Below are 13,526 nucleotides of genomic sequence, written 5' to 3' on the forward strand. Positions count from 1 at the left end.
GATTGTTTCCTATTCTCTAGAGAGTGCATCGACAGGGTTTAATTGCGCAGCATTGCGTGCAGGAATAAAGCCAAACACAATACCAATTAAACTTGAACATACAAAGGCTGCAACAATTGAAGTTGTTGAATATGCCATTTGGAATGATCCACCTGCAAAATGAGTAATGAGCTGACCAATTCCTAAAGAAAGGAGCACACCTAAAATACCACCCAAAATACAAACCAAAACGGCTTCAATCAGGAACTGTTGCAAGATGTCACTTTGACGCGCACCAACAGCCATACGAACACCAATTTCTTGGGTACGTTCGGTCACAGATACAAGCATAATATTCATTACGCCAATACCACCCACCACAAGGGAAATTACAGCAATTGCTGAAACAAGTAGTGTCATTGTTTGCGTGGTCTGTTGGATAGTTTCACGAATACTGTCAGAGTTTTGCGTAAATACATCCTGAGCGCCGTGACGTTGTTCAAGTAAGCTTAAAATTGCATTTTCAGCGGCAGTACTAGGATATTCATCTTTAATACGCACAATGATGCTTCGTACATTCGACTGCCCCAACATACGGCTCATAACTGTTGAATAAGGAAGATAGACATTTAAGCTGTCAGAATTTCCCATCATGCCTTGTTGTGCATCGACTACACCAATAATACGGCTTGGCACACTACCTAAAAGTACAACTTGCCCAACAGGATTAGTTCCATCACTGAAGAATGTTTTCTCTGTGTTGGTGTCAATCACAACATCTTGGGCTTGTTCAATAACACTATTTTTATCGAATGCTTGACCCGATTTAAAAGTTAAGCCTTTCACATAAAAGAAGTCTGCACTTACACCATTTACAGTGGCTGAGGCTTCTGTGTCTTTATAACGAGCAGTTACACTCGAATTTACAGATGGGCTTACACCATCGACATAAGGTTGATCTGCAAGTGCTTCACCATCGGCAGGAATAAGGGTTTTGACTTGAGATGCTCGTGAGTTATCACCAAAACCACGACCTTGATAAATGGTGATGGTGTTTGTTCCTAAGCTACTAATATTTTCTAGAATTTGCTTTTGTGAGCCATTTCCTAAAGCAACCACAGATACAACAGATGCGATACCAATGATAATCCCTAGCATGGTCAGGAATGTACGCATACGGTGTGCATTCATGGCTAATAACGCCATACGGAATGCTTCACCTAAACGATCTGCAAGCGCTCGCCAAGCAGGAATTTTTTTCTGAGGTGCACGAACTAAAGTTTGTTTTTCTAGGACTTCATTTTCAGTATTTTCAGGCACATTAGGTAGGTCTGAAATAATATTACCATCACTAATTTCAATAATTCGCGTGGCATTTTTAGCAACGTTATGGTCGTGCGTGACTAAAATAATGGTATGACCTTTGGCATTAAGTTCACGTAAAATACGCATTACTTCAATACCGCTATTTTTGTCCAATGCACCTGTTGGTTCATCGGCAAGAATAACGTCACCGCCATTCATTAAAGCACGAGCAATAGAAACACGTTGTTGTTGACCACCAGAAAGCTGACTTGGTCTGTTTTGTGTTTTATCGCCTAAACCTAAATTGGTGAGAAGTTCAGTTGCACGCTTTTGACGTTCAGTTGCATCTGCACCTGCATAAATAGAGGGAACTTCGACATTTCCTGCTGCGTTTAAATCGCCAAGTAGGTGATAGCGCTGAAAAATGAAGCCAAAATATTCACGACGTAATTGTGCAAGTTCATCTGGCTCAAGTTCACGCGTTTCACGGCCACTCACTTTGTAGCTGCCTTCTGATGGTTGATCTAAACACCCTAGAATATTCATGAGTGTAGATTTACCAGAACCCGACTGACCTACAATTGCGACAAGTTCACCTGGGTAAATTTCTAAGTTTATCCCTTTAAGAATCTGAACTGTGTTTTCACCAGCAGGGAATTCACGAGTCAGATTCTTGACCTCGAGTAGAGGTGTTAGATTTTGACTCATATTACATTCTCATTCCTGGACCACCACTACGTTTTGCAGCGTTGTTTGATGAGTCTGAACCGTCTGCAATGACAACTTTATCGCCTTGTTTTAGACCGCGTAAAACTTGTGCTGTTACACGGTTGTTTAAGCCAATTAAAACAGGCTGCGGTTTAGCTGAACCATCTGCTTGAACAACACGAACCATATTCATTGATGCTTTGCCATCTTGAACCAATTGTTTTTCAGCATCGGTAAGTTCTAAGCGTTTCGGACGATCTGGATTATTTTCTTTACCTGCAGGGCGTTCTTTTTGAGCCGTATTTTTATCTGCTGATGCTTTGCGTTGTGGACGGTTTGAAGCTTGAATTGCAGCGGCAGGAACAGTGAGCGCATTTTTTGCTTCGCTTAGAATAATATAAACTTGTGCAGTCATATCAATGCGTAATTTGCCATCTTCATTGGGTACATCAAACAAAGCATTGTAGTAAACAGCAGTACTTGAAGATGATGATGTTGAATTATTACTTTCAGTATTAATTGACTTAGGTGCAGGCTCTACTTGACGAAGTTTTGCATAAATTTTCTTATCATTATTGCCTAAAGTTGTGAAGTAAACCGTTTGACCTTCTTCAACTTTCATGACATCTGCTTCAGAAATTTCAGCTTTAATGGTCATGGTGTCTAGCTTTGCCAATTTAACAATGGTTGGTGCACTTTGATTGGCGTTAACGGTTTGACCTTCTTCAGTGACAATGGCAACGATTGTTCCATCCATTGGAGCAACAATTTGGGTGTAGCCTAAGTCTTCTTTTGTTGTCGCAAGTGTTAAGCGAGATTGTTCAATTTGTGCATTGATGGCTGTAATATCTGCTTGAGCCGTTTTATAACTTGCTAGTGCAGATTCAAGCTCAGCTTTTGATGTTGCATCTTGGGCATACATGGCTTGCTGGCGTTTATATTCAGCTTCAACTTTTGCCAAATTAGCTTGTTTTACTGTGAGCTGTGCTTGTTGATTTTTAATATTTGCTTCAGCAGTTTTTAATTCATTTTCCTGACGTACAGAGTCAATTTGTGCAATCAGTTGACCTTGTTTAACTTGGTCACCCAATTCTACATACATTTTTTTGACTTGCCCCGAAACCTGAGCACCTACGCTGACCATTTTAGTTGCTTCAAGCACACCTGTCGCTAATACCGAGTTTTCAATATCACCGCGAGAAACTTCAGCAGTAATAAACTGAGTTTGTTCTTGTTTGGGCTTAAAGAAGTACCAAGCAGTAAGCGCAATAGCCAGAGCACAAATTGCAGCAATAAAGATTTTGGTTGGTTTTATTTTTGGCATAATCATTAAGCAAAGTCATAGATAATGCATGTAATTATAAGAGTTAATTGAGGATAAATAGTGAACTTTTTTATATAAATAATAGTGATTCTTATTTATGGGGCTATGATTTTTAAATGAATTAAGCGTGAAATAAGGTTTTACCACAAAAACTGGCTATGGCTTGTTGAATCAGATGTTCAGTATTTTCATGACCTAATCCTTTAATGGATGAGTCAATTCTAAGCAATAAAGAGGGCCATGCTAAAAAATCGTTGGGGTTTAAACGACGCAACGCTTGTTGATATGCCCCCACTTTGTTTTTCCAAATACCCAATTGCAATGCATGATTTGGTTGTTCAAATAGTTGCATGAGTAAGCGCATTTCTTTACTCAAACTCCATAGAATTAGACTATTCGGCTCACCAGAATCGGTTAAATATTGAAAAATTTTGATCGATTGAGCAAGGTTGCCTGCAAGGAGAGCATCGCTTAAATCATAAGTGCTATAACGTGATTGATCTTGTAAACATGCATATAAATGATCAATTTGGATGATTTCTGCATCGGCAAAAGTATCTCGAACACGCATTAAGCTATTTTTTGCTGCAAGTAAGTTATGTTCATGATGTTGTTCAAGCCATTGCCATGCATCATTGGCTAATTGAATGCCAAGCTTTTGTGCTTCAACAGCTAAAATTTGCTGACGATCTTTAGGATAATTTGCGGTAAGCGCAACATTAACGCCATTGGCATCGATCACTTGGAAAAAGCTTGTTTTTAAGCTACTACTATCTTGCTTAGGCATAACGATCAAAAGTAAATTTTGTTCATTATTTTGTATATAGCTTTTTAATTCTTTAATACCATTTGCATCTGGCTTAATGTTGCCATGAACTTCAATTGCAAGTTGATTGGAAAAAAGAGATAAGCTGTTTAAAGCATTAAATACAATTTTCCAATCACTTACGCTTGTAATGTCATAGCGTTGGCGTTCAATGTCTTGCTTCTGCCAACTTACACGAAAAGCATCAATTAAGTTTTGTTCAAGCAACGGCTCTTGACCATGTAGTACCCAAGCACCACGGGCTTCATCTACACGTTTAAGTGCTTGTAGATAGTCAAGTTTCATTGCTTAAATCTCTAAAATTATTCAGATACTGTCGGTTTAACAACAATTTGTTGTAAGCGGTTCGATGAAATTTGGCGAACAATTTGTTGCGCAACATCATCAATTAAAACTTCTGTTAAATAAGTTTGCTCTTGATTTTCAGTGTTTACAGTCTCGTCATTATATTGGTAACTACGCGTTGCCATCATAGTACGAGGTTCTGTTAAAGGCGTTCCTTGAGCATCATCAATACGGAAAGTAACATTCAAACGTAAAATGTTTTCACGTAATTTACCAGAAAGCTCTAACTTACGTTCAGAGTAATCAAGTACATGTAACGTATAAGCATCACTTCCATTACTCAGTTTTACACCCGCAGATGTTAAGTAAAGCGATAGTTTTTCTTCTAAAGAAGCAGTGTTTTCAGGTAAAACAATATTCATTTTAGAATAAGCCACAGGAACACTTGATGGGTTTGTACCTTTCAAATGAAAGCCACAACCGACTAAGCCTGCACTTAGACCCAAAGTTAGTACAATTGCTGCAACACGTTGTCCTAAATACATGCGATGTCCTCTAATTTATATTCCATTTATGGAAGAATTTTTTTCTGAGCGTTATTGATTGTAAAGTCAAAGCCCGTTGGCTGGCAACGGGCTTTGTGTTTTTTCAGCCTCCCTTTAGTAAAAGGAGGTTTGGAGGGATTAGTCCTTAAAGTCCATTCTCTTGCGCCATATATGGCTCAGGGAGAAGGTTAGGATGAGGGTGGTTTTTTAATTAACCTCTCCCTAACCCTCTCCTAAAAGGAGAGGGAATAAAGGGTTAAACCACCAAATTCACGAGTTTATTTGGAACAACAATTTCTTTCTTAGTTGGACCTGTTAAGAACTGTTGAACTTCAGGTAATGCTTTTGCTTGCGCTAAAATATCATCTTTAGAAGCATCTACAGATACTTCTAATTTACCACGAAGCTTACCGTTCACTTGAACCACAATTGTTTGTGTATTACGTGTTAATGCAGACTCATCCACAGTTGGGAATTGAGCAGATGTTAACTCGATACCAAACTCAGCCAATAAAGTTTGGCTTAAATGTGGTGCAAATGGTGCAAGCAATGTAAGAAGTGTGATGATTGATTCACGTGCAACAGCAACGTCATTATCATCTTTTACTTCAAACTTATTGTTTGCGTTTAACAATTCCATCATTGCTGCAATGGCTGTGTTAAATGCATGACGACGCTCAATGTCATCACCCACTTTTTGAATCGTTTCGTGTGTTTTACGACGTAAATCTTGTGCAGCAGTTGAAAGTGCAGCTTTGTCGATGTTCGAAGCATTGTTGCCTTTTTCAAGGAAACCTGTTGCCAAACGCCAAACACGTTTTAGGAAACGGTTAGAGCCTTCAACACCTGCATCAGACCATTCAAGTGATTGATCTGGTGGAGCAGCAAACATCATAAATACACGTGCAGTATCTGCACCATATTGGTCAATGATGGCTTGAGGGTCGATACCGTTATTTTTCGATTTCGACATTTTTTCTTGACCGCCAACCACAACTTCTTGACCATCACCTGTGTATTTAGCAGAAAGAACACGACCTTTTTCGTCTTTTTCTAATTCGATATCGGCAGGGTTAAACCACGTTTTCTTGCCTGAATCTGCTTCACGATAGAATGTATCTGCAAGTACCATACCTTGTGTTAACAAGTTCGTGAATGGTTCGTTGCCTTGAACTACACCTTCATCACGCATTAACTTGTGGAAGAAACGTGCGTATAGCAAGTGCAGAATCGCGTGTTCAACACCACCAATGTATTGGTTTACAGGAAGCCAAGTTTGACCTGCTTCAGGCTTAACCATACCGCCAGTGAAGTCTGGAGATGCATAACGTGCATAGTACCAAGATGATTCTACAAATGTATCCAATGTATCTGTTTCACGACGTGCGTCGCCACCACAGCAAGGACACGTTGTTTCGTAGAATTCAGGCATTTTGTTCAGTGGGTTACCAGAACCATCTGGAACTACATCCGTAGGAAGTACAACAGGAAGTTGTTCTTCAGGCACTGGCACTTGACCACAAGTGTTACAGTTAATCATTGGAATTGGACAACCCCAATAACGCTGACGAGATACACCCCAGTCACGTAAACGGAATTGAACTTTAGAATTCGCAAGTTTTGTCGGTTCTAATTTAACAATGAATGCATCGTATGCAGCTTGGAAAGCTAGACCATCAAATTCGCCTGAATTTACCAGTTTACCTTCTTTCGAGCCGTACCATTCTTGCCAAGTATTTGCATTAAAGTCAGCATCGTCTGCGCCTTTAGCATCAATAACTTGTTTGATGGTTAAGCCATATTTATTCGCAAATTCGAAGTCGCGTTCGTCATGTGCAGGAACTGCCATTACAGCGCCTGAACCATAAGACATAAGAACGTAGTTTGCGATCCAAACAGGAACTTCTTCACCTGTTACAGGGTGCTTAACAGATAAACCTGTCGCCATGCCTTTCTTTTCAGCAGTCGCAAGGTCAGCTTCTGCTACAGAACCCATACGGCATTCTTCAATAAATGCAGCCAATTCAGGGTTTGCTTCTGCCGCTTTAAGCGCCATAGGATGTTCTGCTGCTACAGCAACATAAGTCACACCCATTAAGGTATCGGCACGTGTTGTAAATACAGTTAAACCATCAGCGTACACTTCAGGGTTGGCAGAAGGGAAAGTAATGTCCATCCCTTGTGAACGACCAATCCAGTTACGTTGCATGGTCAAAACTTGCTGTGGCCAGCCATCTTTTAATGTGTCTAAATCGTCTAATAATTCTTGTGCATAGTCTGTAATGCGGAAGTAGTACATTGGAATATCACGTTTTTCAACCAATGCACCTGAACGCCAACCACGACCATTTTCAACTTGTTCATTTGCTAGAACTGTTTGATCTACAGGATCCCAGTTTACTGTTGAAAGCTTACGGTAGATCAGACCTTTTTTATAAAGCTGAACAAATAACCATTGTTCCCAACGATAGTATTCTGGTGTGCATGTTGCAAATTCACGATCCCAATCTACAGATAGACCTAATTTTTTGAGTTGATCACGCATGTAATCAATATTTTCAAAGGTCCATTTTGCAGGGGCAACTTGGTGTGCAATTGCCGCATTTTCTGCAGGTAAACCGAAAGCATCCCAACCCATAGGTTGAAGTACCGTTTCACCTTTTAAACGGTGAAAACGGCTAATAACGTCACCAATTGTATAGTTACGTACGTGACCCATATGTAGTTTGCCACTTGGGTATGGGAACATCGAGAGGATATAACGACGTGGACCTTCTACTGTGTCGGCAACTTTAAAGGCTTTGCGAGTTTCCCAGTCCTGTTGGACAGTAGGTTCAATCGCACTGGCTTGATATTCTGGGTCAATGTGAGTAGTCATAAACGTATACTATAAAAACAACGGTTAAAAAAGTTTGTTGCACAGCATAGCGCAAAACGCACCTAAAAGTGAATTTTGGCTATGTGATTCTTTAGGAAAAATTAGAAATATTTGAATTCAGTTTTATTCGGTAGAATGCAAACTAACGTGAAGTCGATTCAATTGGAGTTGGTGTTTCTTTAGGAGCTACTGAATTTGGTTGGGTTTGTTCGGTTGCAGGAGCTGTAGCAGATGTTGCAGGTGATGGCGTTTGAGCTTTGGCTACTGTTGCAGTTTTAGATCCGTAAGTTTCTACACGACCTTTCTTTTTCGCATTTTTAGGCGGAGGTGTGGCTGTGTAATGTGTAGAACCTTTGGCATCTACCCATTTGTAATATTCTTTCGCCATTACAGAGCTTGAGCTAAGACTAAGTATAATTGATGAGCTTAATAAGCAAATCTGAGCTGTAGTTTTTTTCACAATGTTGAGTCCCCAAATAATAAAAATAAAGCCATGTTGCGTATTCTAGCAAAGCCTGAAAAATTTAAAATGATTTCGAGTGTTTTTTAATCTAATTGGGGTGTGTTGTTATTGTGAAACTTAGTGATGATATATGTAAAAAGCATTTTGGATAAATAAAATATATGCTTTTTTTTTATACGAATTACATAAAAAACTTTCTTTTAATTAAAATTATTCATTCTTTATTTTTATAATTAAAATGCGAAATAATTATAAGTAAAAATAATAAAATTAAAATATATTAGCAACTTACATTTTATTCTTCTTTTTTTGGGAGAAAGATGTACACATTATAAAGCTAAAAAAAAAGTTTCTATATGAATGTCGGGGAAAAAGCCAATTTTTAAACTTGACAAGGCTACCTTAAACAACAAAAATGCAGTCTAGTTTTATATGCCTTAAATCGATCACCCTTCGAGTAAGTGTCATGTCATGCAATGGACAACTTCTCTAGCCGAGAAGCTGAACAAAATGAAAAAAATGTGTTTATCCCAACATGTTTTAGACCCCATATTGCTCAAACAGCACTCAGGTCAGAAATTTTTCCTATTGCCATGAAAACTATGAAATATGTGTGCTATAACAGTGCAGACAATTAATGAATTAAACATTGCAAATGTCTCTCATTCTGCAATGAAAAAAGATTAGGGTGAATTACGTTGGAACTTTTATCTGGTGGTGAAATGCTCGTTCGCGCATTGGCGGACGAAGGCGTTGAGCATGTATTTGGGTACCCAGGCGGCGCGGTTTTACATATTTATGACGCGTTTTTTCAACAAGACAAAATTAACCATTACTTAGTACGTCACGAGCAAGCTGCTGGTCACATGGCAGATGCATACTCGCGTGTTACAGGTAAAACAGGTGTTGTTCTTGTTACTTCAGGTCCAGGCGCTACAAATACAGTTACCCCAATTGCAACTGCTTACATGGACTCAATCCCAATGGTGATTTTGTCTGGTCAAGTTGCATCACATCTTATTGGCGAAGATGCATTCCAAGAAACAGATATGGTCGGGATTTCACGCCCAATCGTAAAACATAGTTTCCAAGTGCGTCATGCAAGTGAAATTCCTGCAATTATTAAAAAAGCATTCTATATCGCTTCTTCAGGTCGTCCAGGTCCTGTTGTTGTCGATATTCCTAAGGATGTTACAAATCCAACAGATAAGTTTGCATACGAATATCCTGACAAAGTGAAGATGCGTTCGTATCAACCGCCACATCGTGGTCATTCAGGTCAAATTCGTAAAGCAATTGATGAGCTTTTACATGCTAAACGCCCAGTGATTTACTCGGGTGGTGGTGTTGTTCAAGGCAATGCATCTGAACAATTAACAGAGCTTGCTCATGTACTTGGTTTTCCTGTAACAAGCACATTGATGGGCTTAGGTGCTTTTGCTGGTGATGACCCACAATTTGTGGGTATGTTGGGTATGCACGGTACATATGAAGCCAATATGACCATGCATAATGCAGATGTAATTTTAGCCATTGGTGCGCGTTTCGATGACCGTGTAACCAATAATCCTGCTAAATTCTGCCCAAATGCAAAAATCATTCATATTGATATCGACCCTGCTGCGATTTCAAAAACCATTATGGCGCACATTCCAATTGTGGGCGCAGTAGAGCCTGTTCTTACAGAAATGTTGGCTCAATTGAAACAACTTAAAGTTTCAAAACCAAACCCAGAAGATATTGCGGCTTGGTGGGTAAGAATTGATGAGTGGCGCAAAGTTCATGGTCTAAGATATGACGCGCTTCCAAATGGTGAAATGCGTCCACAACAAGTTGTAGCTGCGCTAGATAAAATAACAAATAGCGAAGCAATTATTACTTCAGACGTTGGTCAACACCAAATGTTTGGTGCGCTTTACTACCGTTATAAACGTCCACGTCAATGGATTAACTCTGGTGGTTTGGGAACGATGGGTGTTGGCTTGCCATATGCAATGGCAGCAAAACTTGCATTCCCAGATCAGCAAGTGGTTTGTATTACAGGTGAAGCATCTATTCAGATGTGTATCCAAGAGCTTTCTACATGTAAGCAATATGGCTTAAATGTGAAAATTCTATGCTTGAATAACCGTGCTTTAGGTATGGTTAAACAATGGCAAGATATGAACTACGAAGGTCGTCATTCAAGTTCTTATGTTGAATCCTTACCAGACTTTGCGAAGCTTATGGAAGCTTATGGTCATGTTGGTATTCAAATTGACCATGCAGATGAGCTTGAATCGAAACTTGCTGAAGCAATGGCAATTAACGATAAGTGCGTATTTATCAATGTAATGGTGAACCGTTCAGAACACGTTTACCCAATGTTGATTGCTGGTCAATCTTTGGAAGATATGTGGTTAGCTAAAGGGGAGCGTACGAAATGAGACATATAATTTCTGTGCTTGTTGAAAACGAAGCGGGTGCGCTTTCTCGTTTAGTAGGTTTATTTTCTCAACGTGGTTATAACATTGAGACATTAAACGTAGCTCCAACAGAAGACCCAACACTTTCGCGTTTAACACTTACAACGTATGGTGATGATCATAAAATCGAACAAATTACCAAACAGCTGAATAAATTGGTTGAAGTTGTAAAAGTGGTTGATTTGTCTGAGGGTGCGCACATTGAGCGTGAACTCATGCTCATTAAAGTGAAAGCTTTAGGTGCTGCACGTGACGAAATTAAACGCACAGCAGATATTTTCCGTGCGCAAGTAGTTGATGTAACACCAACGACTTACACCATTCAAATTGCAGGTACAACAGAAAAGATTGATGGTTTTATTGATGCGTTAGCAGAAAATACCATTCTAGAAGTTGTGCGTTCAGGTGTATCTGGTATCGCACGTGGCGAAAAAGTTTTAAGTATTTAATATTTTTATTTAACAAATTCTCTCTCCTGAAAAGGAGAGAACTGAACCCAGTGAATACAAAAATCACAAGGTTGAGTTAAGGGAAGCAAAAAGCATTTAAGCGGAGACAGCAATGCAAATTTTTTACGATAAAGACACTGACTTATCTATCATTCAATCTAAGAAAGTAGCAATTATTGGTTACGGTTCACAAGGTCACGCGCATGCGCTTAACCTTAAAGATTCTGGCGTTGACGTAACTGTAGGTCTACGTGCTAACTCTACTTCTTGGAAAAAAGCTGAAAATTCAGGTCTTAAAGTTGCTGAAGTTGCTGCTGCTGTAGCGCAAGCTGACGTAGTAATGATCTTAACTCCAGATGAATTCCAATCTCAACTTTACCGTGATGAGATTGAGCCAAACATCAAGCAAGGTGCTACTTTAGCGTTTGCTCATGGTTTCTCAATTCTTTACAACCAAGTTGTTCCACGTGCTGACTTAGACGTAATCATGGTTGCTCCAAAAGCACCAGGTCACACAGTACGTTCTGAATACCAGCGTGGTTCAGGTGTTCCTGACTTAATCGCAATTCACCAAGATGCTTCTGGTAATGCACGTAACGTTGCGCTTTCTTACGCTTCAGGCGTAGGTGGTGGTCGTACGGGTATCATCGAAACTTCATTCCGTGAAGAAACTGAAACTGACCTTTTTGGTGAGCAAGCAGTTCTTTGTGGTGGTGCTGTTGAATTGGTTAAAATGGGCTTCGAAACTTTGGTTGAAGCTGGTTATGCACCAGAAATGGCTTACTTCGAATGCTTACACGAACTTAAATTGATCGTTGATTTGATGTTTGAAGGCGGTATCGCAGACATGAACTATTCAGTATCTAACAATGCTGAATATGGCGAATATGTAACGGGTACTGAAGTTATTAACGAACAGTCTCGTGAAGCTATGCGTAATGCGCTTAAACGTATTCAATCTGGCGAATATGCGAAGATGTTCATTAACGAAGGTGCTTTAAACTATCCTTCTATGACTGCGCGTCGTCGTCAAAATGCTGCTCACGGTATTGAAGTAACTGGTAACAAGTTACGTGCGATGATGCCTTGGATTCAAGCAAACAAGATTGTAGATAAAGAAAAGAACTAAGTTACGTGCCTTAAGATAAGTAAAGCAGTGCTTTACTTATCTTTCGTACCTTGGATTCAAGCAAACAAAATCGTTGATAAAGAAAAGAACTAAGTTCTTTATTTAGCCGATTTTCATGTTATAAAAAGCCCTGCGTAAGCGGGGTTTTTTTATGAGTGATGATAATGAATATGCCATTAAGTGATGAGCAAAAAAGAAGGTTAAAAATTTTAGAGCCAAGATTAGAACAGGCTATTCTTGATCAAAATCTAAAATTTGCTAAAGAGATAGTGGTGGACTTGCAATCTGTTTTGAGACCGACACGGCACTTTGTTCGATTAGTACAATCAAAAAATAAATTATGTGAGTTAGCAATTGAATTAGGGCAGTTTGATTCTATTTTAAAAATTTTGGAATCTAATATTAAGGTATTAAAACCTAAAACAAGAATTTATATAGAGACGATATCATTGTTGGTAATCTACTATTTGCGTCTTAAGGATGTTGAAAAGGCTAAAAAGTATATTAAAGAAGTTTTGGAGAATCATACTGTTATAAAGACTGAGAGAACTCGGAAAATTTTTCATAGTGAAATTATTGATAGGTTTAATCAGGAAGTGGCAATTGCAACTTTGACTGGGTTTCATGATTTAACAATAGATCAAGATGAAGTAGAAAGAGAGGCTATACGTATTATTCAGACATTGTCAGATGATGAGATTTATGCAGAGATAGGTAAATTTTCACCTCAATCCACCAAAGATTTAATTTATGTGGTTCATGATTTTTCTGTGAAACAATTACCTTTTTCACAAAGAGTAATGCTACCTAGTCCTGATCAAAAAGTTAAAGATAAGGAGGTTGGTTTGACTGTTTATGAAGCAGTAAAAAGAGTGTTATATAACTCTATGTGTAACCCAGAGAGTGAGATATATAAGGCATGGTATACAAACGGATTACAAGTTTTTTTAAATAAGAAATATATTTTAACAGCAGTAGTTGGCTCTCTGACAACATTAGGATTTGGTGCGACAATGGTAGTAGCATCTTTAGTTGCTTTGATAACAAAATTTGGTATTGAGGTATATTGTGAGAAAAATAAGCCTATTTATATTTCTAAAATTAGAGAGCTTTAGTTTGTTTAAATAGATATTATTTACTAAATTTACATATAAAGTTTACGTTTAACCA

At 38.7% G+C, this 13,526-nt stretch carries 9 protein-coding genes and 2 pseudogenes; 4 read left to right on the plus strand and 7 right to left on the minus strand.

Translation table 11 applies throughout. The annotated features are described in order from the left end of the window. Positions 1 to 9 precede the first annotated feature (9 nt). From A6M14_RS09920 to A6M14_RS09945, 7 genes and pseudogenes are all read right to left on the minus strand, one after another. Positions 10 to 1,992, minus strand: coding sequence for a MacB family efflux pump subunit (locus A6M14_RS09920; RefSeq protein ID WP_152874784.1), 1,983 nt, complete (start codon positions 1,990 to 1,992; stop codon positions 10 to 12). Between the two features lies 1 nt (position 1,993). Then, positions 1,994 to 2,248: pseudogene (locus A6M14_RS14430) on the minus strand (permuted SH3 domain-containing protein); the annotation flags it as partial. Between the two features lie 72 nt (positions 2,249 to 2,320). After that, positions 2,321 to 3,316: pseudogene (locus A6M14_RS09925) on the minus strand (efflux RND transporter periplasmic adaptor subunit); the annotation flags it as partial. A gap of 121 nt (positions 3,317 to 3,437) precedes the next feature. Further along, positions 3,438 to 4,427, minus strand: coding sequence for a DNA polymerase III subunit delta (gene holA, locus A6M14_RS09930; protein ID WP_152874786.1), 990 nt, complete (start codon positions 4,425 to 4,427; stop codon positions 3,438 to 3,440). Positions 4,428 to 4,444: 17 nt separating this feature from the next. Next, positions 4,445 to 4,972, minus strand: coding sequence for an LPS-assembly lipoprotein LptE (locus A6M14_RS09935; RefSeq protein WP_152874787.1), 528 nt, complete (start codon positions 4,970 to 4,972; stop codon positions 4,445 to 4,447). Between the two features lie 256 nt (positions 4,973 to 5,228). Further along, complete coding sequence (gene leuS / locus A6M14_RS09940) at positions 5,229 to 7,850, minus strand: leucine--tRNA ligase (RefSeq protein ID WP_152874788.1); 2,622 nt, start codon at positions 7,848 to 7,850, stop codon at positions 5,229 to 5,231. Between the two features lie 142 nt (positions 7,851 to 7,992). Next, on the minus strand, positions 7,993 to 8,289 hold the full coding sequence (locus tag A6M14_RS09945; RefSeq protein ID WP_378226893.1) for a DUF4124 domain-containing protein: 297 nt from the start codon (positions 8,287 to 8,289) through the stop codon (positions 7,993 to 7,995). A 722-nt stretch (positions 8,290 to 9,011) separates the two neighbouring features. On the opposite strand from A6M14_RS09945, the gene A6M14_RS09950 reads away from it, so the two are divergent. From A6M14_RS09950 to A6M14_RS09965, 4 genes are all read left to right on the plus strand, one after another. Then, a complete protein-coding gene (locus A6M14_RS09950) occupies positions 9,012 to 10,739 on the plus strand; it encodes an acetolactate synthase 3 large subunit (protein ID WP_152874789.1) in 1,728 nt (575 codons plus the stop codon). Beyond that, complete coding sequence (gene ilvN / locus A6M14_RS09955; protein ID WP_152874790.1) at positions 10,736 to 11,227, plus strand: acetolactate synthase small subunit; 492 nt, start codon at positions 10,736 to 10,738, stop codon at positions 11,225 to 11,227. Before A6M14_RS09950 ends, ilvN begins: the two co-directional genes overlap by 4 nt. A gap of 112 nt (positions 11,228 to 11,339) precedes the next feature. After that, complete coding sequence (ilvC, locus tag A6M14_RS09960; protein WP_152874791.1) at positions 11,340 to 12,356, plus strand: ketol-acid reductoisomerase; 1,017 nt, start codon at positions 11,340 to 11,342, stop codon at positions 12,354 to 12,356. Between the two features lie 164 nt (positions 12,357 to 12,520). Further along, positions 12,521 to 13,471, plus strand: coding sequence for a hypothetical protein (locus A6M14_RS09965; protein ID WP_152874792.1), 951 nt, complete (start codon positions 12,521 to 12,523; stop codon positions 13,469 to 13,471). Positions 13,472 to 13,526 lie beyond the last annotated feature (55 nt).

The organism is Acinetobacter portensis, from assembly GCF_009372215.1.
GTDB lineage: Bacteria > Pseudomonadota > Gammaproteobacteria > Pseudomonadales > Moraxellaceae > Acinetobacter > Acinetobacter portensis.

What these genes read in the sequence shown, in the direction of transcription:
- A6M14_RS09965 (WP_152874792.1), top strand. Translation starts at nt 12,521, where the DNA reads ATGAATATGCCATTAAGTGATGAGCAAAAAAGAAGGTTAAAAATTTTA.
- holA (WP_152874786.1), bottom strand. Translation starts at nt 4,427, where the DNA reads ATGAAACTTGACTATCTACAAGCACTTAAACGTGTAGATGAAGCCCGT.
- A6M14_RS09935 (WP_152874787.1), bottom strand. Translation starts at nt 4,972, where the DNA reads ATGTATTTAGGACAACGTGTTGCAGCAATTGTACTAACTTTGGGTCTA.
- A6M14_RS09920 (WP_152874784.1), bottom strand. Translation starts at nt 1,992, where the DNA reads ATGAGTCAAAATCTAACACCTCTACTCGAGGTCAAGAATCTGACTCGT.
- ilvN (WP_152874790.1), top strand. Translation starts at nt 10,736, where the DNA reads ATGAGACATATAATTTCTGTGCTTGTTGAAAACGAAGCGGGTGCGCTT.
- ilvC (WP_152874791.1), top strand. Translation starts at nt 11,340, where the DNA reads ATGCAAATTTTTTACGATAAAGACACTGACTTATCTATCATTCAATCT.
- leuS (WP_152874788.1), bottom strand. Translation starts at nt 7,850, where the DNA reads ATGACTACTCACATTGACCCAGAATATCAAGCCAGTGCGATTGAACCT.